Below are 22,922 nucleotides of genomic sequence, written 5' to 3'. Positions count from 1 at the left end.
AGTGCGGCGTTGGGAGGTCGGCTTTTTTGCTAGAAACGATTAATTGGATCGAACGCTACTTTGACGAAGTGACGGACGCGGTCTTTATTTTTAAAGAAGAACACTTATTAGTCAGCAATCAATTAGCGAAAGACCTGGAAGACGAACTGAATATCGACCCGAACTACCTGGCAGAAGTCGCCAACACGTCCGTGAAGCAAAAGCTCTCCCCCTCCGACGACTGCTTTAAGTGCTCGATTCGCAACATGATGAAGGAAATTTCGATTCCCATCACGTTAGCAAACGACAAGCCGCACCCGCTGGAATACTTTTTGATCTATCACGTCATTGACGCGGATAATCACGTGTTCTCATTAACACTTAAAAGCCGCGGAATCATTGAACGAATGGATCAAGTAGCCCAGCAACGACAATTAAACCAGTACGTCAACCGTGCCCACGAAGAAGAACGCAAGAAGATCTCTGCTGATCTGCACGACAGTATCGCCCAAGGCGTCTACTCCGCCATCATGGGCGTCCGGCGCCTGCAAGAAGAACACCTGGATGAAGCCAGCACCCAAGCCTTAGCCCGTATCATTGAGCGGCAATTAACAGACACGCTGACTGAGGTCAAGGGGATGGCACTGGACATTCGCCCTTCCGTTTTGGACAACTTCGGCTTGCTGCCGGCACTTCGCGTGCTGGCGCAGCGCACCGAGGAAAACTCCGGCATCGACGTTGACGTGGTGGGCAAAGCTAACACTGATCAGCTGTCCACTAACGTTCAAAGCGTGCTGTATCGCATCGCCCAGGAATCCATTCATAACGCTCTCAAACACGCCCAAGCCACTGAAATCAGCATTCTGCTGGTGGCTCACGATCACTTTATTAACCTGGAAGTCATCGATAATGGCGTTGGCTTCGACGTGCCTAAGCACCGCCAATTCAACGGCCGGTCGCTGGGCTTAATGAACATGAACGAACGGGTCAAAGCACTGAACGGGTCTTTCGAGATCATTTCAGCCCCGGGAAACGGCACTACTGTGACCGCGAAATTCCCAGTAACATCGCTTAAGGGGGAACACTGATGTACAAAGTTTTAATTGCTGACGACCATGCCGTTGTGCGTTTTGGCCTTTCAACTTTAGTGAATAAACAACCAGAGTTTGAAGTCGTCGACGAAGCTGCCAACGGTACTGATACGTATTTAAGAGTGGAACAAGGCGACATCGACATCCTCATCATGGATCTCAGCATGCCCCCTGGTGAAAGCGGCCTGATTACTACTAAGCGGATTCACGATAACTTTCCGAAAGTCCGCATCCTGATTCTCTCCATGCACGAGGAACAGGAATACATTAACCAAGCGCTGCATAACGGTGCCATGTCCTACGTGTTGAAAAGTTCCTCTGATGACGAACTGCTCCACGCCCTGCACGAACTCATGAACGGTCAGGAGTATGTGGATCAAAACATCAAGCTGACCACGGACGATCTAGCCGAGATTAATCAAGACGGCACTAACGTCAATCTTGAAGGCTATAAGGGACTGTCCAAACGGGAAAGTGAAGTCTTGCCGCTGATCACCCTTGGCTATTCCAATAAGGAAATTGCTTCGGAATTGTTTATTTCTACCAAGACGGTTGAGGCTCACAAGGCTAATATCATGGCCAAGCTGCACTTGAAGAACCGTGCGGAGTTGATTCGATATGCTATTCATAATAAATTAATTGATTTGTGACTTATTTTCTGTGAAATGGGATTGGACTTAATGAGTTCAATCCTTTTTTGATGCCGTATCCAGCAAGCGAGTTTATTGCTGTGGGGACCGGTGAAAGCCTGAGGAGCGGTCTTTCACCTCGCATCTAAGCCACGCCAAGACCTCGCGTCTTAGATGTCGTCCCGTGCTGTAAGGGCGAAACGCCCTAACACCACCTTCACAGCAGACAAACTCACTTGCTGAATACTTATATTTGCTCACTGATTACTTCTTCCCGCTTCCAATACTGCATGAATTTATTTCGTTGGTTGCTGCTCGATTGTTGAGTGAATCCTAAAATTTCGTTTTTGGCTGATTTAGGTTACGACCCTATAGTTTTATAGGTCGTGTGTTCTAGTGCCATTTTGGTTGATTTTGAATTTGATAGCACTGGTCAATTCTGACGTAACCGAATATCCCTTCTCGTACAACGAACCATTTCAGCCCAATTATTCACTGGCAGGATTGCTCAAGAGGTAATTTCAGGGGGGAAATCAACTAGAAAGCCACTCAAGATTACCCCACCACGCGCCTTGTCATCAGCTTGGTCTGTTTCAGCGATGCGCTTCTAGTTGCCCGCCGGAAGCAGTCAGCCTGTTCATTAGCTGTGTCGGTGGTGTAAGGGCGTTTCGCCCTTACAGCACGGGACGACATATGAGACACGCGTACTTTGCGTGGCTTATATGCGAGGCGAAAGACCTTGGCTTTAGCCGGTCCCCACAGCAGATGAACGGGCTGACTGCTGGAGGCAATGTGCAAACTTAAAGTATACTCATACACAATGCAACATACTGTACAGCCATTTTCTGCTAAGCTATACTCATTTCAGGTAAAAAGAAAGGGTGCGACGCCATGAATGCTGTGAATTACAGTAACTTCCGCAAAAATCTAAAAGACTACATAAAAAAAGTAAATAACGACTCTGAAAGTTTAATTGTGACCTCAAAAGACCCGGCTGATACCATAGTCGTCATGAGTAAAAGTAACTACGACTCGATGAAAGAAACGATGTATCTACTCAGCAATCAGAAACTAATGGACCGCATCCGCCGTGGTGACGAACAGTTTGCAGCCGGAAAAAGTTACGTACACGAGTTGCTGGATGATGACCAATAATCAAATTTATGCCTGTCGATATCACTACTAGCTGGACATAGCCATACTGGCAATGAATCAACAATTAAAAAGCCCATCAAGAACTGGTGTCATCATCACCATTCCTGATGGGCATTTCTTTAGGCCTTTTCCCTATATCGCCCCCACGATTTAATCGCTAGAATATAATTAACGAGTTTAAACCGAAGGGAGCAAACACTTATGGCACATAACGTGAGTCACGACGAAGAATTGATGGGGATCTTAAACGATGTCAGCAACCACCGCTTTCGCCAAGGGCGTCAATTGAACCCAAATTCAATGCTTTATACCACCATTAAAGCCGCTAACGAAGACGGCTACTTGAACAATGCTGTTTTGGATGATACTTACAGTGCAACGCTTGCCAGCGCGGACTTATCGGCAGCCACCCTCACCGAAAGCGGCGAACAAAAACTACAGGCCTTGATCAAGGCTTCAGAAGCATAGGAGGAATTCGTGATGGAAATGGACGTCAAACAAAAATTAGCGCATCAATACGATAACATCGCAATTTATACATCCGGTTTCTACGCCGACCCCGAGGATGCTTTGGGCTCCCGCAGCAAGTTAATGGAAACTTTGAAATCATTGACCATGAACCAGCACGCCGATACCCCTTTTTCCCTGCAAATCATGACCACGAACGGTGAGATCAACGTCATGCCGCTTGGCCTGCTGAGCTTGGATGAACTGAAGGCTTACGAAAATGAGCACCGTAAAGAAGTCGGCCTCAAGGATGAAGATGATGCCATCCCAATGGTAGTGCAATTCGCACCCCACACGGAACACGCCAAGGTTGAAAAACAAATCGTTGGTACCACTAATGCCTTATTTGACAACTTTAACGACCAGTTCCCTAAAGTCTGGACAGCAGTTAGTCAGTATTTGGATGCTAACCAAGCCATCCTGATCAGCATTGAACGGGACCTTTTGACTGACGCGAAGGACGTGCAATCCGAGTATCAGAATAACTTCTCCACCATGACCGCAGAGGAGCGGAAACAAAATTTAGGCTACGAATTAAAGGACAGTGAGCTGGACCACTTCAGTCATTTCATGGCCGATATGCACGAAGTCCAATCCGTTGTCATGTCAGCAGCGTCATTCACGCAGCACGAAATCATGGGCGACAACTTATTTGCTACCGTGATGAACGACCGGGTACTGCGCAATACCTTCTTCTGGGTGCTGGATAATACGTTTTATGAAATTATGTACTACTTCATTGAAAAGACCCGAGCGATACCTGACAGCGAAAAAATCATCAAACACTTACGGCATCAAAAGAAGCTGATGATCATCAACATGCGAAACGATGCGTTCCAGCGGGCACAAAAAGCGCTGGATGATCCGAAGCAAACCATCGATCTCAATCACTACTTTACGGACATCTTTATCCCGGTAGCGGAACAGTTTTCGACTGAAATCGATAAAATGACGACTAACTAATGAGGTGACACAGTTATGGGCTTTAGTCCCGACAATTATACCGTCGATGTTGCGCTGGAAGACGACTTTCAGTCGTGGCTGAGACAACTACCTGCAGCTGTTCAAAAACCAGCTAAAACCGTTGCTGACGATGATCAACGTCATTTTCGGCAAGCGTTGTGGACGCTTTTCAGTCAGGCTGGCGGGATTTCTGATACCGAAACGTTCTCGGGAACCGTTGAAGTTTTAGCGCTAGCGAGCGGCTTGATTCCGGCCACCTTCAAGCCTCAGGCAATGTCGTTGAGTGATATTGCCATGTCCAAGGCGAAGGCCTATGGCAGCCAATATCTCTACGGCCATTTTGTGGCAACGCTGGCTACGGCCGGCCTGCCCCAATCAGAAATAACGGTGGTGCTCCAGACCGCACAGCAGTTTTGGCTAGCAAACGGCACCCGCCTGCAACTCAACTTTAACCAGCGCGAGCGAGTGGCGGATTATTTGAAAGACGCGAAGGCCCGATCTGGTGCCCTTTCCGCTATGACTTGTCGACTGGCATCAGTAACAGCCGGCATCACGGATAAGGCCGTCACAGACTTGATCAGCACCATCGGCGAGACGTTGGGCGTTATCGCGCAGATTCTGACGGACGTTAATCGCACTCATGATAGTCTCGACTTTAGAACGCTGATTTTGAGTGGCAACTATCCCCTGTCCTTACTCTTCGCGTTTGAAGAAGAAAGCGACTGGTTCCAGAACTTCTTTGGGTCAGCGAAAAAGCCTACCGATGATCAATTCGACATTGCCCGTAAGTTAACCATTCAAGCAGGTGAAAAATCGGCACTGCAGCTGGCCAAGGAATTGATCAGCCAAACGCAGATCGATGCCAAGACGCTACCCGACGGCACCGTTCAAGAACGGCTACAGCAGCTCTTAGTGCAGTTGGAAAACGATGCTGCCGATTATCTTAAATCATAAAAAGTGGTCTTGAACGGCTAGTGGTAGCGGTTCAAGACCACTTTTTAACGCAAAAAAAACGACCCTCACAGGTCGTTTTTCGCTTGTTCTGATCGATTTAGAATTTAACTTCGCTCTCGTCAGTACCCTTTGTAATTAAATTAACGTTGCTGGTCAAGGCAAATTGTGTCATGTTCTTAGCAGCAGTCTTGGTGTAGAAGGCGATATGTGGTGTAACCAAAACGTTTTCACGCTTGATCAAGTTCTTCAAACGTTCGTCTGGAATAGCATCGAAGCTACCAAAGTCTGTGTTGAAGATACCAACTTCGTTTTCGTAAACATCAAGAGCGGCACCGGCAACCTTGCCTGAATCCAAGGCACGGATCAAAGCATCAGTGTCGATCAATGCACCACGAGCAGGGTTCAAGATGAACACGCCATCTTTCATCTTGCTGAAGGCGTCGTCGTCAAGCATGTGTTCGTTTTCTTTAGTAGCTGGTGAATGCAATGAAATAACATCAGCTTGGGCATATAATTCGTCCAAGGTATCAACGTAGATACCTTCTTTTTCCAATTCTGGATTGTGGTAGATATCATATGCGACGATCTTAGCACCGAAACCACGGTAGATGTTGATAGCTTTACGGCCGATACGACCAGTAGCAATAACACCAACGGTCATTTGATCCAATTCGTCGGCAATATCTGGAGCCCAACGCAAGTCACCATGAGCGATCTTACGATCAAAGGTGTTAGTCTTACGAAGTAAACGCATCAATTGGGTTGCTGTTAATTCAGCAATAGCATTTGGTGAGTATGCAGGTACGTTAGTAACCTTGATGCCGTTACGCTTGATAGCGTCTGCATCAATGTTATCAACACCAACGTTACGAAGTGAAAGTGATTTGATACCGAAGCTAGCTAACTTGTCCAAAACTGAAGCAGTGTATGGCTTTTGTTGATAGACAACAGCACCATCATAGCCCTTAGCTTGGTCGACAGTTGAATCGTCCAATAAATCTGGGATAGCCTTAACCTCAATACCATTATCCTTTGACCATTGTTTCAGATAAGGCATTTCATCGTCACGCATACCATATGCAATAATTTTCACAATTGTTTCCTCCATTCACTGATATGTGACTATTTTATCATGTTTTTGTCCAATTGATAAGAGTTTCAGCAAATTGTGAAGAAAAAGATAAGGCTACACCTTTCAGTATTATTCAAAGCGTTGAAAGCAAGCCCTTTTACACGTCATCGTTTTATTCAATTTGAACGCCGTGTGCTAACAAATAATCGATTTTAGCCTTTCTGGGCTGATGTTTAAAAGCGTATTCCGCTTTCAGCGCAGCAGACTTTGAATCAAATGTTTCAAAGTAAATCAATTTTAACGGATGCCGGCTTTTCACTTTTGTGTACTTAGCACCTTTTCCTGCCTGATGAGCAGCAAAACGCTTATAAACATCAGTGGAATAACCGCCATACAAGGTGTGATCCGCGCAAAGCAGCACGTAGAAATAATATTGATTGGGTTTAGTCACCGTAAAGCATCTTCTTTATAGGAGCTGAGTACTCCCCAGATTCATCATAGGTCATTAATGGCGGCAAGATTTTTAACCCCGTTGCCCGACCATCTTTGATCGCTTCAACTAGCATAATATTGGCGTCTTTGCCAGCTTTGGGATAGACAAATTGAATGCGTTTGACCGCTAGACGGTGCTTGGCCATCATCGAAGTCATCTCTAATAAGCGGTCAGGTCGATAAACAAAAAAAGCCTTCCCGTTCATTTTTAATAGGCCAGAGGTCACCTCAATGACTGTTTCTAACGACGTGGCAATTTCGTGCCGCGCAATTGCCAGATACTGGTTAGGATTCTTCTTGCTATCTGGTAAGTCAGCAAAATACGGTGGATTACAAACGACTGTATCTACTGAATCCTTATGAATTTGATTAAAAATGGTTGCCAGGTCTTGCTCATAAACCGTGATCTGTTCACCAAGCTGGTTTAAAGCGACCGAACGTCTCGCCATATCGGCCAACCGTGGCTGAATTTCCACCATGGCAATTTGCCCCTTTACCCTTGGCGCCATAAATAAGCCAACTGCACCATTGCCGGCACAAAGATCAACCAATTTGCCGGCTTGTTTTAACGGTGGCTTAGCAAAGTTGGCGAGTAAAACGGCATCCAATGAAAAAGAGAAAACTTGTGAACTTTGAATAATTTGAATATCCTGACTGTAAAGCTGATCGATGCGTTCACCTGGAAGCAACTGTGGCGTTTTCAAATAATCACCCATTCCGTTGATGTTTCGGCTATTTATCCTTATAATAGCCAATGTTACAGCATAACTTTCTTCGATCCAATTGGCTCTTGCCAACAGATCAATGCTTAATTATCTTACTATTTTTCACAAACATATCAAGTCACTTACGGACTATTTTAGCATTAAAATGCAGGCCAGCCAGTGGTCATTTATCAGCTAGCCAAGACTTTTAGTGGTGACTAGTCTATAATAATTGAGACGATAATAACTTTACTTAAGAGAGGTTACATCATGTTTTATTCTTTTATTCGTGTTGTTGTGCGCGTGCTCCTTTTCATCATTAACGGTAAACCACGCTTTGAACATACTGAAAGATTACCAAAGGGTAACTACATTTTAGTGGGGCCGCATAGAACTTGGTTTGATCCCATTTATTATGCGTTAGCTGGCAGTCCCAAAAAATATAGCTTCATGGCTAAAATTGAGCTATTCAAAAATCCAATCTTACGCTGGATCCTAAAGCACGCCAACGCCTTCCCTGTGGACCGTGAAAATCCCGGGCCATCCGCTATCAAAACACCAGTCCGGCTACTAAAAAATAGTGATTTATCCTTAATCATGTTCCCATCTGGCACCCGCCACTCTCAGGACTTAAAGGGTGGGGTTGCCGTCATCGCTAAGCTTTCAAAGGCACCGATTGTCCCAACGGTCTACCAAGGGCCACTGACCTTTAAACAGCTTTTTAGCCGTCAAAAGGTCACCGTTTCGTTTGGCGAACCCTTTACAGTTGATCCTAAAATGAAACTTAACGATGATAATTTTAAATTGATTGAACAGCAAATGCAGGCCGGTTTTGATCAGCTCGATAATGAAATTGATCCTGATTTCCACTACGTTGATCCCAAAGCTAAATCACACGCCTAAGCTGCGGTTTCATTAATTTTAGACAAGAATTTCAAAAAGCATCAAACTTCAAAATTGTCGAAGTTTGATGCTTTTTTCTAATCAAGGTGCGCTGTATTTTGTAACTGAATCATGTCGTAATAAGCACCCTTTTGTGCCATTAACTCGTCATTTGTACCACGTTCAATAATTTTACCTTGATGCAAAACCAGAATTAAATCTGCATTTTGAATGGTTGACAGCCGGTGGGCAATCGCAATCGTGGTCCGTCCAGACTGTAACTTCGCCAGACTCTTTTGAATCTCCTGCTCTGTTTCAGTATCAATATTAGCCGTCGCTTCATCTAAAATCAGCACTTTAGGATCCGTCACCACAGTTCGTGCAAATGAAATCAACTGTTTTTGACCGCTGGAATAACCATTCCCACGTTCAATCACCCTGGAGTCATAGCCACGTGGCAGCGACTCGATCATTTTATCCGCATTCACAAAGGCAGCAGCGGCCCGCACTTGCTGATCAGAAATAGCTTGATTAAACATTCGAATGTTTGACGCAACACTCCCGTAGAAGAGGAACGGTTCCTGAAGCACCAGTCCCATCTTAGAGCGTAATGTGGCGTAATCATACTCACGAATATCATGATCATCGATCAACACCTGACCCGACTGAAATTCGTAAAAGCGCATTAAAACATTAATAATTGAAGATTTACCGCTACCCGTTTCACCGACTAAGGCGACGGTTTGTCCTGGTTGCGCAACAAAGGAAATATCATCCAGGATTGGCGTTTCACCATCGTAGGAAAAGCTGACGTGTTTAAATTCGATTTTACCGTTGGTGATCGTCCTGCCGGCAACGGGAGTTTGCTGCGGAACTGCAGCATTGTCAGCCATCAGTTTCATCACTCGAGAACCGGAGACGATTCCCTCCTGAAAATCACTCAGGTTATCCATCATACTGGTCATTGGGTTGAATAAGTTATTCAAATAAGTGACGAATGCATAGATCATCCCAGCTGGAACAACGCCGTTTAGGCCCCGGACACCTAGCAGTGTCAGCACAAAGATAACACCTAAGGAATAGAACAGATCAATGAGTGGGCTCAATAAGAGGGAATTAACGCGAATCATTGCTTGACGGGACTTGAAATAAGCACCGTTAACATCGTCAAATTCACGGTTCATCCGCTTCTCCTGCCGAAATTGCTGAATGATGCTGATCCCGGTAATGGCTTCTGCTAAGCGCGAGTTTAGTTCACTGAGCCGCTCGCGCATGCGGCGATAGACCTTTGAACTATATCGCTGATAATACCAGATTGTGACCGCCAGCAGCGGCAGCAAAATCAACAGCCAAATTGCGACCTTGGCATTTAACAAGAACATCGCAATCACTGAAGAGATCACTGAAAATAGCGCCACAATTAAACTGCTGAACAGTTGCCAAAAAGTACTGAATGACATGGTGTCGTTAGTTAACCGTGACAGAATCGAACCACTAGGAACTTGATCATAAAACCGCATCCCTAACCGGTGCAGCTTATTAAACAACTGGCGACGGACGCTTTCCAGCATATATTCCGCCCCCATGCTGTAAAGGTAAGTCTGACAAAATTGCATGACAGCACGAGTCAGCATGGCAAAAAAGTAAAGGGCCGCGAACAGCCACATCACCTTTAAATCCGCCCGGCCAACTTTTAGGTAATGATCCATGTAATTGCTCAAAATCATGGGCAACATAATGTTGACGACACTGACAAGGGCAGCTAAAACGATGGCAACAATGAAATGACGCCAGTAAGGCTTTGCATAGCCAATCAACCGTGAAACGATTCCCAATTGTTGTTTGACTGGAATACTCTTAGCCCACGCTGACTGGTGCTCATTATTTTTCATTTTTAACCCCCCTTACCCGCATTTCAAGTTCTTGGCGCTGGAACATTTGCTGGTACCAGCCGCCTTGAGCCATCAGCTGATTGTGGTTGCCACGCTCCGTGATCATGCCGTGATCCATGACGATAATTTCATCTGCTTGCATCACTGAACTGAGCCGATGAGCAGCGATAATCGTCGTTTTACCGGCCCGTTCACGGTGCAGATTACCTAAAATCTGACTTTCAGTTTCGGCGTCCACGGCAGATAACGCATCATCTAGAATCAATAATTCTGGTTTGATCAGTAACGCACGGGCAATGGCCACCCGCTGACGCTGGCCACCAGAAAGGGAAACCCCTTCTTCACCAACTAAGGTATCATACCCATTTTCCAACTGGTCAATTTGCGAAGCTAGGTCCGCGTCTAAAACGGCTTGTTCCACTTCTCGGTCGCTGGCATCAGGCTTCGCAAAAGCGATGTTATCCCTAACGGATTCGGAGAACAAAAAACTATCTTGTGGCACGTAACCAATTGCAGGCAGATAACTGTCCAGTTGATAATCAAGAATATTCGTATCCCCATAACTGATCCGTCCCTGATACTGTTCAAATTGTCTTAGCAGTAGCCGCATGATCGTTGTTTTGCCAGCGCCCACTCGACCAACGATCCCCAGCGTTTTCCCGGCTGGAATGGTGAAATGAACGTTTTTTAGCGCCACTTGTGGATCATCAGGATAATTAAACTGTTTCACATTAAACGTTAAATCACCTGCTGGCCGCTCTTTTTTACCTTGAGCTTGGTCAACCACTTGTGATTGTTCATTGATTAAATGCATGACTCGGTCATAACTAGCATTCCCACGTTCCATGGTATTAAATAACATGCCCACAGCAAAAATTGGCCAGATCATCATGGATAAGTAGGTAATAAAGGAAACCAGATTACCAATAGTGATCACATGACTCACGACTAAGGAGCCACCCATCACAATCGTGGCAACGTAGGCCAGCGCGATAATCAGCGTCGTGATGGGATCGAATAAAGCGTCTAACCGGTTGACGCGCCGGTTGACGTTAATCGTTTCGTCAACTTGCTGATTAAAATCAGCGATGTCTTCTTTTTCCTGACCAAGGCTCTTGATCACTTTGACGCCGCTAATACTTTCCTGAGCTTTATTATTTAACCGTGAAAAGGCTGCCTGGGAGTCCCGAAAGGCAACGTTGATCTTTTGCCCAAGGTAGTACGCCATAACAGCAAGTAATGGGAACGGCAAAACAGCAATCAAGGTTAACCGCCAATTGACCAAGGTCATCATCGCAATTAACGTGGTACCGCCCGTAATGATAGAATCAGCAAATTGTAAAATACCGCCACCAGCTACCCGTTGGATGGCTTGAAGATCATTTGTGGCACGAGCCATTAAATCGCCAGTCCGGTATTTCTGATAAAAGGTTTGATCCATTGTCATGTAGTGCCCGAATAATCGCTGACGCAGCGTTTTTTCAAGCTTGGCGGCTGCCCCCCAAATTGCCGTGCGCCACATGTAACGTGAACCGTATTGACCGACTGCTGCAGCCAGTAAAATTAACAGATCCGTTATTAATAATCGAACCGTTAACTGATGCCCATGAATGAGGTCCACGATCACCCCAATCATCCGTGGCGGGATAACCGCTAATAGCGCAGTGATCAATAATCCCAGCAACCCAAAAAGATAGGTTTTCCACTCCGCTTTAAAATACCAGCCTAATTTTTTAAAGATACTCACTTGCTCACCTCGCAAATTTACTGACAAAATCAAAAAAGGCTCGGGATTACCCAAGCCTTCGTTTCAACAAAGCGAATTAACGCTTTTCTGATTGTTGCTGTTTCATGCTGTTCATCATCTGACGCAATTTCTTTTCTGAAGGACGTTGTCCCATTTGCATCATCATCATGCGCAATTGGTCTTCGTTGATTGGCGGATTTTCACGGATGTATTTTTCCATGTACCGACGAGCTGCGAAGAAACCAAGTGCTAAACCGGCTAATAAAGCAACGATCACAATTAGAATCCAAATTCCAGTGCTCAAGTGGATGTGCCTCCTTTACAGTAGCTTCCAGTAAACAATATTACACAAGTTTAACCCATTTTGAAAGGGCTTCTGAAGGAATCGGTAAAACGTTTACCGTAAACCCTTCTTTTTTTGAATTTCTTGAACCTTTTTGGGTGTAATTTCCTTACCGGATTTATCGAAGACACGTAACATTTCAATATCGCTTTTAAAGCCCTCACGGAACTTCTTGAGGTACTTTTGACGAAGGTCTTTACGCTCGACTTTTTCAAGTTCAGTTAAGCCTTCAGCTTTGGCTTTTTTGGCTAATTCATTAATGCGGGCGATTAGTTTTTGCATTTCGGTATCTGCCATTCATATCACTCCCTTATACAAACATGCTTTAATATAATAACTCGAAACCCCTATTGGATCAAGGAAGAACGCCTATATATAGAAGAAAAATGGCCGAAATGGGCTCCTAAAAAGCTGAAACGGGTCAATTTTAGTCAAAAAGCGAACACTTGTTTGAAATAGTGCATCAACTATGCTATCATTACAGTAAATCAGAGCGAATGTTAGAGGTGAAACCATGACAAAATCTTCAGAAACAAAACAACTTGCAATCCTGCGGTTTATTTATAACCAGACTCAATCACACGGTTATCCGCCAACCGTCCGAGAAATTGGCGAGAAGGTCGGTTTAAGTTCAACTTCTACCGTCCATGGTCACATTGCCCGCTTAGCAAAGAAGGGCCTCTTGATTAAGGACCCAACTAAGCCACGAGCTTTGGAAGTCACAGACTTGGGTGTGGAAGCTCTCGGAATCGTGACTACCCCAACCAGAATCCCCGTTTTAGGCACGGTTGCCGCTGGAGAACCCATCTTGGCTGTTCAAGAAGCAACGGATTACTTTCCGGTTCCGGACCAATTAACGGAGGAAGCTAACGACTTGTTTATGCTTAAAATTCGCGGTGAAAGTATGATTAACGCCGGTATTTTAAACGGGGACAAAGTGATCGTCAAGAAACAGCATTCCGCTGAAAACGGCGAAATTGTGATTGCGATGACCGAAGAAAACGAAGCAACCTGCAAACGATTCTACAAAGAAGATCATTATTATCGCCTACAGCCCGAAAACGATACGATGGACCCCATTATTTTGAACCATGTCACCATCCTAGGTAAAGTCGTTGGTCTGTATCGTGATGAGATTTTTTAATCAGTATTTCAATTTAGTATTGGTTTCACTTTACAATAAAAAGAAGTCGGTTTTCATAACCGACTTCTTTTTTTCTATTCTGTTACTTTATGCTGATCACGATCTAAGTATTGGCGTTGGTCATGTTGAACACCAGTCAGCACAAACCGGGCATCGTCGTAACTGGTGTCAAGGTACACATCGTGCTGCGGCAAAGTCTGTGAAAAGACCCGTTCATATTGAGCCACGTCTAGACGTTTTCGGTTGCTGAAAAAGGTTTTAAACCATTGACGGGATTTTTGGGCCTTAAACTGATCACTAATTGTACCACTGAAAAACTCGCCTTCAGCCCCTGATCCGTAACTAAACAGACCAATCCGTTGCCCAGGTTTTAAGGCCGCATTATCAAATAACGACCGCAAACTTAAATACAGCGAACCCGTATACAAATTACCCACTTGGCGATTATACTGCCGGCTTGCTTCAAAATTCGCCTTTAACCGTTCCTGCTGCGTTTCTGTTGCTTCGGGTAAAATCGCCCTTAACCCTTTCAACCCCATCTTAGTAAAGGGTAAATGGAAAGCAAATGCCGTAAAGTCAGCAATCGTTCTGTTAGTCTGATTCTGGTAATCTAACCAAACCGCTTTAAAGAAATCGATGTAAACATTTTCTGAAAAACGGCCGTCAACTAAGGCTTCTGACCGGTAGAGTGGCCGCCAAAAGTCCATGATATCTTCAGACCTAAAAGCGGTTTCGTCATCCAGGTTTAATAGCCGTGGCGCCGCGCTGATTATCATGGCGACTGCGCCGCCCCCCTGCGTCACTTCTCCGGGCGTATGCAGCCCGTAGCGCGCGATATCAGCCCCGATCACAAGGACTTGCTTATCGGGATGAAGACGAACATAATCAGCCGCAAACTGAACACCGGCAGTCGCGCCGTAACAGGCCTGCTTGATTTCCAGCGCGCGAATATTATCAGGTAGATCAAGCAACCGCTTCAGGTAAATCGCTGCTGATTTCGAATTATCAATACCCGATTCAGTACCAAATAACACCATGGCAATTTTGTCGCGATTAGATTGATCCACGACTTTAATGGCAGCGTTGGCTGCTAACGTCACGGCATCTTGAGTAACCGGAATGACAGCCTGCTCAGACTGACCAATACCAATTCGATATTTATCCGGCTCTTCACCCCTTGCATTAGCGAGGTCAACAAGATCTAAATAAGTGTTTGGCGTATAAAACGCTAACTGATCAATTCCAATTTGCATAATTTCTCCTCATTTATGACGCATCAAAATTATTTTCCTAAATAGTGAAAATTGTAGTCCATACCTTCCTTATACAGCTGATAGGAAGCTTCCGTTTCGTCAGCAAAAATCACAGCGATAGCGGGTGTCCCCCAAGATGAATACCCCCAAAAGACGGTATCATCATAATCATAACTGTCATTTGGACGCCGATAAAACCCGCGGAAACGATCCCAAACGGTACCGTGTGTACGAACCCAGTCTTCGGCGATTCCTGCTTTAACTTCATCGATCCGTTCATCATTATCCAAAATCAGCTGCCGCAACCGTTCCCAGTCAATCTGCCAATCGTGCTGTTTTGGCCTGGGTTTCCCAGCTTGGTAAACAGTCGACGTTTCAATCACGTTTAACTCTATTGGCACTAAATCCTGAAAGCGCATTAAAACCTCTCCTTAATTACCATTATTTATCTCGTCTGCTTTTGATTTCTTCCTGTACCATGCTATCATAGTATTAACCGCTTACCAAGCAGTGGTTTCTTTAACGGAACCAAAGGGAACTTGAACCGTAAACTAATTTAATAAAATGGGGTGTTTGAATTGGAAATTACTACAATTAAAGTCGTGGCTTCTGACGGATTAACGGGTGAAGTTGTTAATCAGCTGACAAACGAATTATCAAAATACCAGTTTAAAATTATGCTTAAATATCAAGGGACTACTACGATTGCCACCAGTTCACTTGGTGTCATGAGCCTAGGTGTTCCAAACGGTGCAAATATTGAATTAAGTGTGGATGGTACCACTGAGCAGCTCGAGGCCGTCGTTTCGACCCTGGTTGACAATCATCTGGTCGCTAGAATTTAACCTGTATCATTAACCGATTGCTTTTAAAGTAATCGGTTTTTTTAATGAAAAGTTCAACTAATCAGCGTTATACTAATAGCATCACGAGAATGTTTTAGGGGGATTTTATATCATGCAATTATCTAAACAATTATTCACGGGTCTAGTGACTGCTGGCGCCGTTTTATTAGTGGGTGCTCATAACGCCAGCGCCCAACTTAACCCCAGCAGTTCTCAACCCAGAACTGACATGGTCGATTTATCCAGCTGGCAATCCAATTTGGGTGCCAGCGACTATCAAAAATTACACGATGCGGGTGTTAAAGCGGTGGCAATCAAAGCCACTGAAGGCACTTACTACACGAGTCCTGTGCTTCAGCAGCAAGCCCAGGATGCCCAAGATGCGGGCTTAGCGGTTAACTACTATCACTTCGCCCACTTTACCTCGGTATCAAGTGCCAAAGCTGAAGCCCAAAACTTCATTAACGCCGTTCAATCTGTCACCAGTTCAAAGAACATGGTCATGGTGGTCGATTTTGAAGCCAGCGAACTGGCAAACCTTTCCAAGAGTCAAAACGATGCTGATTTAGCCGCTTTTGACAGTGTTTTAAATGATGCGGGTTACAATAAAACTGATTTATACACCATGGCAAGCTGGATTGGCAACCGGATTGACACAAATGCCAGTAATAAAGGCTGGTTAGCACAGTGGCCAGCCAATCCTTCAGGCACTGAATACCCGTCTGCTAACGCTTGGCAGTGGGCTTCTGATTACCGTTTCAACGGTGAATCACAAAATCTCGATGTCAGCCAATTAAATAACGAATTCTACGTCAACGGCAGTGCTAACGTTGCCGTCCACACCAGCTCAAGCAGCTCAACACCAAAGACGACGTTGGTTAAAGTTCCTGCGCCAGCCCCAACAACGCCTTCTAACTATTCAGCTGCCCGTTCGAACTCAGTAACGCTAGTATGGCGTGCTTCGATGCACCGTCATGCTTACTGGACACTTTCTGGCGCTCGTTATTCTAAGCATTTAGGTATTAAGTACGCAGACATGAAAAACTTGCCGCATACGACTTGGTACACTGATGCTCACGAAAAATTATATCGTAAAGCTTCTCACAATTCAGCAATCTACTACCACGTCCGCAGCGGCAATGGCAAACACTCTGGTTGGATCTGGCGCGGTTATCTCCATGCCGGTGTTAACCCTAAAGCGTAAATGTCAAAAGTTGTCACTGAATGTTTAACACGCTGTTTCAGAGTGTGATTTAAATAATGCCTATTCCCGACTTATCGGAATAGGCATTATTTGTGTTTGGGTTCATTCATAACCCAAACTAACCAGCACCATTACAGCCATTCTGACCCGAAAATGCTATACTTAAATCATCGAGGGAGTGACAAAAATGACTGATAAATCTGAAAAACCAACAACGACCTTTAAAAAAATTCGCCGTGGTATCCCGGGTAATTGTCCGCAATGTCACCGAGAAATGACCATTTATTACGGGATGAATCGCTGCCCCTCTTGCGGTTACTTATTTAAATCCAATTTTATTGTTAAATAAACTTTAAGGAGACTCTTCATGATTCAAAATTACATTGAATACTGGTCAAAGCTCACTGTTTTCAACGCAACAGCGACCCGAAAACAGTACTGGACAGCCTACATTATTAATGCCATCCTAATTTGGTTCTACGGGATACTGACGCATCAATCTCAGTATTTGGTTAACGGTCATTATGAAGTTGCCGGTAATACCAATTCAGTCATCTTTGGTCTGTTACTTATTCTGATCTGGATCGCTAACTTCACCATTCGGGCACGCCGTTTGCATGACTCGAATCATAGTAACTGGTGGCTACTCATTTCCATCATTCCCGTATTAGGAACGATTTGGCTGTTCGTGTTATTACTCATGCCGACCGTTGAAAATCAAAGATGGCCTTTAAATCAGTCGCAGATTCAGTAATCAAAATGGGGCAGTGCCATAAGTCTACATTGGTAAGTATTTCAATCCATCTCTAAACAGAATTTGTTAAGATTATACTTCAGTTCAATACTTCAATATGGTCTAATCATGTGCCAAAACTCAGATTCCGGCCATTTAACGTAAAAATGCCAACTCCGAAAGTTCGTCGGAATTGGCATTTTTACGTTAAATTCTGGAATCTACCGAGTTTTGTCACACACTCATTTTTAACCTATTCTTCCGCATTAACGACGAGTACTTGAACGTTAGCGCGACGCACCACGTACGCCGTTGTTGAACCAATCAGTAAGCGATTGATGGCATCTACACCCGACTTACCAATCACAACTAAATCACAGTCACTGTTATTGGCAGTATCCACAATCACCGTTTTGGGAGAACCGGCCTCAATCATCGTTTTCGTTTCGATGCCGGCCTGTTCGGTCATCTTTTTACCTTCATCAATCACTTCTACTGCCCGTTTCCGCAACTCACCTTGGATATCAAGGGGAATATTTCCGGCAGCTAACGTCATCCGAGTTGCATCGACCACCGCAATTAACGTAATCGTCGAGCCAAAATAGCGGCTGATTTTAATTGCAGCCTGTAAGGCAGATTTAGAATTATCACTACCATCAAGTGGCACCAAAATGTGTGAGAACATTGTCATCGCTCCTTTAGTAAGCTTGTCAGCAGCCTGTTGGCCAATTTCACCTTATCATCTGTATTCAGTATGAGTGATAATTCTGACGAAAGCAATTTTAATGCCCTTCATTTGCGAGCGATTAGACAAAATGCGGCTGGTTGGAAGTTGAAATCCCCCCACTAAAGCTCACCTGTTTTTGCTGATCATAGACCCGCAGTGAATAGTTTCCTGGTCTGGCGCTGATCACGTTAGTCGCATGACCATCTGAGAATGTCCGGACAGCAATTCTCTTACCGTTTCGGAAGAGCCGGTATGAATAGCGTTGATGGCTCACATTTTGGTTATTGTCATAGGCGGTAATAATCACGTGTAATTGATGCGTATCTGACAGTGTCACTCGTCTAGTTGAGACTGATGTTTGGCTGGCATTTTGTAACGCCGACGTTTTTCGGCTGGATGCGGCTGTCGGCTGGCTTTGACTAAAGATTAATCCCATTGCCATGAAAACCAGGCTGAGTCCTGCTATTATAAGCTTGATTGTCCTATTCATACTGGCCCTCCTTCAGTTTTTAATATCATGAGTACTAGGATAACTGATGGAGATTAATACACAATAACGAGAAAGTCACATTTTTGTGACGAAACATTTCATTATTTTCGTTAATTGAAATCTTTTGCTGGTAATTAGGTGCAACTTAGCGTAATCTTGTAAAAGTGATTTTAAGTAAGGAGTCGATATTGATGAAATTAAGAAAAGCAACATTAGCAGATTTAGACACACTCATTGCTATTTTAAAAGACGGCAGTAACCAATTAGCAGAAAGCGGTGTTGATCAATGGCAAGGTGACTATCCTTCCCGTGATCAAATCACCTATGATATCAACAACGGCTTTGCTTACCTAGCACAGTCAGATGATAACGAAACGGTGGGTGCCATTGCCATCGTCACTGCCCCGGATCCTTCGTATGACACTATGAAGGGGACCTGGCTAAACGATTCCAACGACTACATCGTCCTGCACCGGGTAGCGATTCATTCGCAGCACGCCGGTCATGGCTACGCCACACGGTTATTCGAGGCCGTTATCAACCACGTGATTTCAGATCATCCTGAGATCACCAGCATCCGTATTGATACCCATGCCGACAACAAGCCAATGCAACACTTGATCGACAAGATGGGCTTCACCAAAGTTGGTGAGATCTACGGTGTTTATCACCCAACCGATTTAAGTTATGTCTACGAAATGCTGCCGCATCAAGACCACGCAGCAAAACACCAAGCAAGCTAATGAATAATAAAGGAGCAGGTTACCTCACGGTAGCCTGCTCCTTTTATTTACTCAAACGCTGTTCTGAATTTTTATAGGGATGCGGCTCACCCTTTATTTCGTGTGAAACGTGGCCTAGCATGGCATCTACCATTTCTAAAATATGTGGATCGTCCAAGCAGTAGTATACGTGTGTCCCCTTCTTTTCTCGCGTAACTAATTGATAGCGATAGAGCATTGCCAGTTGATGAGAAACCATTGGCTGTGGCAGATTAACATTTTCCACTATCGTCGAAACGTCTGCCTCATTATTCTCAAGAAAATACAAAATTTTGATCCGGCTTGTATTGCTCAAAACCTTGTAAATTTTGACAGCTTCTTCTAAAAGCGCATTACTAACTTTCATGCGAGATCCCTCCACTTATGCTGGATTCAATATCCCTATTATGGAACATTTAGTGCAAGAAAGCTATCACGTGACTGATTAAACCGCTATCCCAGAAGACCCACAAACCAATCAGGATGTAGCAGGCCTTCATTAACTTTTCGCCGTACTTCTCCATCACACTGGTAACAGCTGGCACGTTAGCAATACCCTTAATCACGAGTACGACCAGCAACGTTAACGCGCCAATAAAGACGAGGGTCATCAAGAAATGTGCCATGCTCTCACCCACTAATACCGGCAAGAAAATGGACAGGTTGCACCCCGCACACACGGATAAATACGTCAGCATGACACTGATAATCTGCGACCGATGGTGCTTATCGTCATCCGAATCATCGTCATCATGAAAAGCGAGGTAAATCGGCAGGATTCCCAAAATACCTAATAGCCATTCCGGCAGAAAAACCAGTAACGCTTTTCCGACAGCATAGCTTAAAATCAGTAAGATCAGATTACCCAGTAAATATCCGACCATCACTTTCGACATCTGATACTTCTTTAATAGGAAAATCAGCATGAAGAAAAAATCCAGGTTCACACTCAAGAAAGTTAACGTTAATAACCAGTAGTTCAAAATTCAAGTCCCTCTTTCTTTTCTTAAATATATTATATGCCACATATAACATATTTAACAGAATAGATGTCAAAAAAGCTTCACGACCGTATTGTCGTGAAGCTTTTAAACTACTTTATGATTTTTGCTAACTGTCTGTACTGACCTAACATCCACTGTTTGTAACTCAAGTTATCAGGTAAGGTTTCCGTGACCTTTAACACCGGCACGTGGTTTTGCTTGGCAATCGTGACCAAATTATTCACCGTTTTGCTATCAACTTGTTTATTGAAGACAAAGAACGCAACTTGATGTTTTCTGAGACCATTTTGCATCTGCCGAATCGATTTGGGTGACGGATCACTGCCATTTTCAATCGCTTCTTCAAAGTCCCTATTAGCAACTTTGAACCCTAATGCCTGAATGGCATAATCAACGACCGGTTCACTGACATACACTCGCTTTTGCTTCTGCCGTGAACTGAGCTGTTTAATGTGATTCATCTCAGTATCGATCGGCTTTAGCGATGCAATATATCGCTTGGCATTTTTTTCAAAGTAGGCCTTGTTTCTGGGCTGCTCTTTCGCAAATTGCTTTGCCAACGCCCGCGCTAATGTGGGCATGGTTTGCGGCTGGTACCACAGATGTGGGTTATCACCATTTTGCTTCTTCAACAAATCATTGCCAACCCGGATCAGCGTCGCTTTTTTACCCGTTACCAGTCGATTCATCCAACTATCATAACCAATGCCGTTAGCAACCACCACATTTGCATGATGCACCATTTTGGCAACTTTAGGCGTTGGTTCATAATCATGCGGGTCAACGGCTGCCTGATTAATGACGGCATGAACCGTCCCCTTATTCCCGATAACTGCGCGGGCAACCTCACCATAAAAATCAGTACTCGTTACCACCAGAATCTTTTGTGGTGAAGAACTGGTTTCTGAGCGACCACAGCCACTGAGAACCAGACCGACTCCTACCACTGCGACTAACCAACTAACCATCAATCTCTTACGTCTTATGCCAAACATTTAACTAACCTCCGAATTTAAATAGTAACAATTACTCTTTAAACAATAGCGTAGTTAGCTCTCCTTGTAAATAGTAATCATTACTTTTTATAACAATTCAATGATCAGTGCGTTTTTTTATAAGGCTGGACTGCTGGTTGATCAGCCGGTTTAACCCGATAATGAGCGATAATGAAATCACGGCATAAATCGCCGAGCCAAAGCTAATATCCTTTAAGCCGATCACATCAAACATCACTGACGCAGTTGCCGAACCCAGCGTGATCCCAAAATTAAAGAAAATCGAGCTGAGCGACGATGCTAGCACCAGTGCTTGTGGATAGTCGTGTTCAGCAATATCTAAAAAATAAACCTGCAGCGGCGCACTTAATAACGTCACAATCATGGTCAAAATCAGTAATGCGCCGAAACCTAGCGCTTCATTATTCAATGCTTCCGGCAGCAGCATCAAGATGATCAGATCCGCTACGTAATATTTTGGCAGCCGATTGAGCCCACCGTGCTTCGCCAGGTGTCCCGACCAGCGATTAGAAACAATGCTCATAACACCGATCATAAAGAGCAGCACGTTGAGACTGTTGCGGCTGAAACCCAATCCGCTGGTGAGTAACGGTCGAATATAGGTGTAATAGCCATACATGGTGGCCGCGGTGAAGAGTGCTAGCAAGATCCCGATTTGAATCCGCCGATCTCGCAGTAATTTTAATTGAGCAACCAGCGACCCCGTAACCTGATCCACATGCCTCGGCAGCAGCCAAACTAACCCACCATAGGCGATCACAGTCAGCAACGACACCAGCATAAACGCGTCCCGCCAACTATACTGAATGCTGATCATCGTGCCGATGGGAACACCAAAAACCGACGCAATGCTGTAGCCGGCAAACACCCAGGCTACTAGGCTTGCCCGCTTTTCTTCGGTGGCAATGGCCGAAATAAACGCCATCAGCAACGAAATAATTGCCCCGGCAACACTCGCCGCAATCATCCGCGACAACAGCATCCAACCGTAGTTGGGGGCAATGGCACTTAACGTGTTCCCCACTAAAAATACCCCCAACAGGACTAAGAGGGTCTGATACCGATCATACTTACTGGTAAAAATCGTGATGATCGGCGTACTCACCGCGTAGACCACGGCAAAAACGGTCACCAGGTAGCCAACTTGCGTCAACGACACGTTGAGATGCCGGGCGATTTCTGACAAAATTCCCACCACCATAAATTCGTTGCACCCTAATAGGAAGGTGACCAAAATAAAAGCGAAAGCTCTCAGGCGTTGTTTGTCCATCATATCAGCCCTCCTGTCTCTCTACACCGACTTATTTCACGGGCAGTATACCGCAATTTCCTTTC

At 44.7% G+C, this 22,922-nt stretch carries 27 protein-coding genes; 12 read left to right on the top strand and 15 right to left on the bottom strand.

The window, feature by feature from the left end; translation table 11 throughout:
* Positions 1-26: 26 nt before the first annotated feature.
* From IWT5_RS07125 to IWT5_RS07100, 6 genes are all read left to right on the top strand, one after another.
* Positions 27-1,067 (top strand): sensor histidine kinase, encoded by a 1,041-nt coding sequence (locus IWT5_RS07125; RefSeq protein WP_089109263.1) that lies wholly within the window; start codon positions 27-29, stop codon positions 1,065-1,067.
* Complete coding sequence (locus tag IWT5_RS07120; RefSeq protein WP_089109262.1) at positions 1,067-1,720, top strand: response regulator; 654 nt, start codon at positions 1,067-1,069, stop codon at positions 1,718-1,720. Before IWT5_RS07125 ends, IWT5_RS07120 begins: the two co-directional genes overlap by 1 nt.
* Positions 1,721-2,590: 870 nt before the next feature.
* Positions 2,591-2,854 (top strand): type II toxin-antitoxin system Phd/YefM family antitoxin, encoded by a 264-nt coding sequence (locus IWT5_RS07115; protein ID WP_089109261.1) that lies wholly within the window; start codon positions 2,591-2,593, stop codon positions 2,852-2,854.
* 201 nt (positions 2,855-3,055) lie between these two features.
* Entirely contained in the window at positions 3,056-3,322 is a 267-nt protein-coding gene (locus tag IWT5_RS07110; protein WP_089109260.1) for a hypothetical protein, read from the top strand.
* A gap of 18 nt (positions 3,323-3,340) precedes the next feature.
* A complete protein-coding gene (locus IWT5_RS07105) occupies positions 3,341-4,324 on the top strand; it encodes an HAD family hydrolase (RefSeq protein ID WP_089109366.1) in 984 nt (327 codons plus the stop codon).
* A 15-nt stretch (positions 4,325-4,339) separates the two neighbouring features.
* The gene (locus IWT5_RS07100) at positions 4,340-5,278 is read left to right on the top strand and encodes a hypothetical protein (protein WP_089109259.1); all 939 of its coding nucleotides are present in this window, start codon (positions 4,340-4,342) and stop codon (positions 5,276-5,278) included.
* Between the two features lie 97 nt (positions 5,279-5,375).
* Here the strand turns inward: IWT5_RS07100 and IWT5_RS07095 are convergent, their stop codons facing one another.
* The 3 genes from IWT5_RS07095 to IWT5_RS07085 all read right to left on the bottom strand — a co-directional run bounded on the left by IWT5_RS07095 (position 5,376) and on the right by IWT5_RS07085 (position 7,558).
* A complete protein-coding gene (locus IWT5_RS07095) occupies positions 5,376-6,371 on the bottom strand; it encodes a D-2-hydroxyacid dehydrogenase (protein ID WP_089109258.1) in 996 nt (331 codons plus the stop codon).
* A gap of 151 nt (positions 6,372-6,522) precedes the next feature.
* A complete protein-coding gene (locus IWT5_RS07090; protein WP_089109257.1) occupies positions 6,523-6,801 on the bottom strand; it encodes a GIY-YIG nuclease family protein in 279 nt (92 codons plus the stop codon).
* Entirely contained in the window at positions 6,794-7,558 is a 765-nt protein-coding gene (locus tag IWT5_RS07085) for a tRNA1(Val) (adenine(37)-N6)-methyltransferase (protein WP_089109256.1), read from the bottom strand. The genes IWT5_RS07090 and IWT5_RS07085 overlap by 8 nt, the downstream gene beginning before the upstream one ends.
* Before the next feature lie 258 nt (positions 7,559-7,816).
* Here IWT5_RS07085 and IWT5_RS07080 point away from each other — a divergent pair, with 258 nt between their 5' ends.
* Positions 7,817-8,449 carry a lysophospholipid acyltransferase family protein gene (locus IWT5_RS07080; RefSeq protein ID WP_089109255.1) on the top strand — a complete coding sequence of 211 codons (633 nt, stop codon included), beginning with the start codon at positions 7,817-7,819 and terminating at the stop codon, positions 8,447-8,449.
* 77 nt (positions 8,450-8,526) lie between these two features.
* Here IWT5_RS07080 and IWT5_RS07075 read toward each other — a convergent pair whose 3' ends face one another.
* The 4 genes from IWT5_RS07075 to IWT5_RS07060 form a co-directional block, all read right to left on the bottom strand.
* Positions 8,527-10,320 carry an ABC transporter ATP-binding protein gene (locus tag IWT5_RS07075; RefSeq protein ID WP_089109254.1) on the bottom strand — a complete coding sequence of 598 codons (1,794 nt, stop codon included), beginning with the start codon at positions 10,318-10,320 and terminating at the stop codon, positions 8,527-8,529.
* Positions 10,310-12,067, bottom strand: a complete 1,758-nt coding sequence (locus IWT5_RS07070) for an ABC transporter ATP-binding protein (protein WP_089109253.1) — start codon at positions 12,065-12,067, stop codon at positions 10,310-10,312. Before IWT5_RS07070 ends, IWT5_RS07075 begins: the two co-directional genes overlap by 11 nt.
* 76 nt (positions 12,068-12,143) lie before the next feature.
* Complete coding sequence (locus IWT5_RS07065) at positions 12,144-12,371, bottom strand: YneF family protein (protein ID WP_089109252.1); 228 nt, start codon at positions 12,369-12,371, stop codon at positions 12,144-12,146.
* Between the two features lie 93 nt (positions 12,372-12,464).
* Positions 12,465-12,707 (bottom strand): DUF896 domain-containing protein, encoded by a 243-nt coding sequence (locus tag IWT5_RS07060; protein ID WP_089109251.1) that lies wholly within the window; start codon positions 12,705-12,707, stop codon positions 12,465-12,467.
* A gap of 217 nt (positions 12,708-12,924) precedes the next feature.
* On the opposite strand from IWT5_RS07060, the gene lexA reads away from it, so the two are divergent.
* A complete protein-coding gene (gene lexA, locus IWT5_RS07055; RefSeq protein WP_089109250.1) occupies positions 12,925-13,554 on the top strand; it encodes a transcriptional repressor LexA in 630 nt (209 codons plus the stop codon).
* Between the two features lie 74 nt (positions 13,555-13,628).
* Here the strand turns inward: lexA and IWT5_RS07050 are convergent, their stop codons facing one another.
* A complete protein-coding gene (locus IWT5_RS07050) occupies positions 13,629-14,807 on the bottom strand; it encodes a hydroxymethylglutaryl-CoA synthase (protein ID WP_089109249.1) in 1,179 nt (392 codons plus the stop codon).
* Between the two features lie 29 nt (positions 14,808-14,836).
* Positions 14,837-15,226, bottom strand: a complete 390-nt coding sequence (locus IWT5_RS07045; protein WP_089109248.1) for a hypothetical protein — start codon at positions 15,224-15,226, stop codon at positions 14,837-14,839.
* 159 nt (positions 15,227-15,385) lie between these two features.
* Here IWT5_RS07045 and IWT5_RS07040 point away from each other — a divergent pair, with 159 nt between their 5' ends.
* The 3 genes from IWT5_RS07040 (at position 15,386) to IWT5_RS07025 (ending at position 17,610) form a co-directional block, all read left to right on the top strand.
* On the top strand, positions 15,386-15,652 hold the full coding sequence (locus IWT5_RS07040) for an HPr family phosphocarrier protein (protein WP_089109247.1): 267 nt from the start codon (positions 15,386-15,388) through the stop codon (positions 15,650-15,652).
* 112 nt (positions 15,653-15,764) lie between these two features.
* On the top strand, positions 15,765-16,856 hold the full coding sequence (locus tag IWT5_RS07035; RefSeq protein ID WP_089109246.1) for a GH25 family lysozyme: 1,092 nt from the start codon (positions 15,765-15,767) through the stop codon (positions 16,854-16,856).
* Between the two features lie 367 nt (positions 16,857-17,223).
* Positions 17,224-17,610, top strand: a complete 387-nt coding sequence (locus tag IWT5_RS07025; RefSeq protein ID WP_089109244.1) for a DUF805 domain-containing protein — start codon at positions 17,224-17,226, stop codon at positions 17,608-17,610.
* Between the two features lie 232 nt (positions 17,611-17,842).
* On the opposite strand, the gene IWT5_RS07020 is transcribed toward IWT5_RS07025, so the two are convergent.
* Both IWT5_RS07020 and IWT5_RS07015 read right to left on the bottom strand, forming a co-directional pair.
* A complete protein-coding gene (locus IWT5_RS07020) occupies positions 17,843-18,274 on the bottom strand; it encodes a universal stress protein (protein WP_159459305.1) in 432 nt (143 codons plus the stop codon).
* 121 nt (positions 18,275-18,395) lie between these two features.
* Positions 18,396-18,758 (bottom strand): hypothetical protein, encoded by a 363-nt coding sequence (locus tag IWT5_RS07015; protein WP_159459304.1) that lies wholly within the window; start codon positions 18,756-18,758, stop codon positions 18,396-18,398.
* Positions 18,759-18,997: 239 nt separating this feature from the next.
* Between IWT5_RS07015 and IWT5_RS07010 the strand changes: the two genes are divergently transcribed.
* Positions 18,998-19,549, top strand: coding sequence for a GNAT family N-acetyltransferase (locus IWT5_RS07010; protein WP_089109241.1), 552 nt, complete (start codon positions 18,998-19,000; stop codon positions 19,547-19,549).
* A 43-nt stretch (positions 19,550-19,592) separates the two neighbouring features.
* Here IWT5_RS07010 and IWT5_RS07005 read toward each other — a convergent pair whose 3' ends face one another.
* The 4 genes from IWT5_RS07005 to IWT5_RS06990 all read right to left on the bottom strand — a co-directional run bounded on the left by IWT5_RS07005 (position 19,593) and on the right by IWT5_RS06990 (position 22,857).
* Positions 19,593-19,934 carry an ArsR/SmtB family transcription factor gene (locus IWT5_RS07005; protein ID WP_089109240.1) on the bottom strand — a complete coding sequence of 114 codons (342 nt, stop codon included), beginning with the start codon at positions 19,932-19,934 and terminating at the stop codon, positions 19,593-19,595.
* A 49-nt stretch (positions 19,935-19,983) separates the two neighbouring features.
* The gene (locus IWT5_RS07000; RefSeq protein ID WP_089109239.1) at positions 19,984-20,550 is read right to left on the bottom strand and encodes a cadmium resistance transporter; all 567 of its coding nucleotides are present in this window, start codon (positions 20,548-20,550) and stop codon (positions 19,984-19,986) included.
* Positions 20,551-20,660: 110 nt separating this feature from the next.
* Entirely contained in the window at positions 20,661-21,566 is a 906-nt protein-coding gene (locus tag IWT5_RS06995) for a metal ABC transporter solute-binding protein (protein ID WP_089109238.1), read from the bottom strand.
* A 97-nt stretch (positions 21,567-21,663) separates the two neighbouring features.
* Positions 21,664-22,857, bottom strand: a complete 1,194-nt coding sequence (locus IWT5_RS06990) for an MFS transporter (protein WP_089109237.1) — start codon at positions 22,855-22,857, stop codon at positions 21,664-21,666.
* Positions 22,858-22,922 lie beyond the last annotated feature (65 nt).

The organism is Secundilactobacillus mixtipabuli, assembly GCF_002217925.1.
In the GTDB taxonomy this organism is placed as follows: Bacteria; Bacillota; Bacilli; order Lactobacillales; family Lactobacillaceae; genus Secundilactobacillus; species Secundilactobacillus mixtipabuli.
Note: the sequence above shows the minus strand (reverse complement) of the source record. Positions and strands in the feature narration are given on the sequence as shown.

Excerpts from the sequence above, each read along its gene's own strand:
- IWT5_RS07120 (WP_089109262.1), top strand. The coding sequence starts at position 1,067 with ATGTACAAAGTTTTAATTGCTGACGACCATGCCGTTGTGCGTTTTGGC.
- IWT5_RS07115 (WP_089109261.1), top strand. The coding sequence starts at position 2,591 with ATGAATGCTGTGAATTACAGTAACTTCCGCAAAAATCTAAAAGACTAC.
- IWT5_RS07110 (WP_089109260.1), top strand. The coding sequence starts at position 3,056 with ATGGCACATAACGTGAGTCACGACGAAGAATTGATGGGGATCTTAAAC.
- IWT5_RS07105 (WP_089109366.1), top strand. The coding sequence starts at position 3,341 with ATGGACGTCAAACAAAAATTAGCGCATCAATACGATAACATCGCAATT.
- IWT5_RS07100 (WP_089109259.1), top strand. The coding sequence starts at position 4,340 with ATGGGCTTTAGTCCCGACAATTATACCGTCGATGTTGCGCTGGAAGAC.
- IWT5_RS07085 (WP_089109256.1), bottom strand. The coding sequence starts at position 7,558 with ATGGGTGATTATTTGAAAACGCCACAGTTGCTTCCAGGTGAACGCATC.
- IWT5_RS07080 (WP_089109255.1), top strand. The coding sequence starts at position 7,817 with ATGTTTTATTCTTTTATTCGTGTTGTTGTGCGCGTGCTCCTTTTCATC.
- IWT5_RS07075 (WP_089109254.1), bottom strand. The coding sequence starts at position 10,320 with ATGAAAAATAATGAGCACCAGTCAGCGTGGGCTAAGAGTATTCCAGTC.
- IWT5_RS07060 (WP_089109251.1), bottom strand. The coding sequence starts at position 12,707 with ATGGCAGATACCGAAATGCAAAAACTAATCGCCCGCATTAATGAATTA.
- lexA (WP_089109250.1), top strand. The coding sequence starts at position 12,925 with ATGACAAAATCTTCAGAAACAAAACAACTTGCAATCCTGCGGTTTATT.
- IWT5_RS07050 (WP_089109249.1), bottom strand. The coding sequence starts at position 14,807 with ATGCAAATTGGAATTGATCAGTTAGCGTTTTATACGCCAAACACTTAT.
- IWT5_RS07045 (WP_089109248.1), bottom strand. The coding sequence starts at position 15,226 with ATGCGCTTTCAGGATTTAGTGCCAATAGAGTTAAACGTGATTGAAACG.
- IWT5_RS07035 (WP_089109246.1), top strand. The coding sequence starts at position 15,765 with ATGCAATTATCTAAACAATTATTCACGGGTCTAGTGACTGCTGGCGCC.
- IWT5_RS07025 (WP_089109244.1), top strand. The coding sequence starts at position 17,224 with ATGATTCAAAATTACATTGAATACTGGTCAAAGCTCACTGTTTTCAAC.
- IWT5_RS07020 (WP_159459305.1), bottom strand. The coding sequence starts at position 18,274 with ATGTTCTCACACATTTTGGTGCCACTTGATGGTAGTGATAATTCTAAA.
- IWT5_RS07015 (WP_159459304.1), bottom strand. The coding sequence starts at position 18,758 with ATGGCAATGGGATTAATCTTTAGTCAAAGCCAGCCGACAGCCGCATCC.
- IWT5_RS07010 (WP_089109241.1), top strand. The coding sequence starts at position 18,998 with ATGAAATTAAGAAAAGCAACATTAGCAGATTTAGACACACTCATTGCT.
- IWT5_RS07005 (WP_089109240.1), bottom strand. The coding sequence starts at position 19,934 with ATGAAAGTTAGTAATGCGCTTTTAGAAGAAGCTGTCAAAATTTACAAG.
- IWT5_RS06995 (WP_089109238.1), bottom strand. The coding sequence starts at position 21,566 with ATGTTTGGCATAAGACGTAAGAGATTGATGGTTAGTTGGTTAGTCGCA.
- IWT5_RS06990 (WP_089109237.1), bottom strand. The coding sequence starts at position 22,857 with ATGGACAAACAACGCCTGAGAGCTTTCGCTTTTATTTTGGTCACCTTC.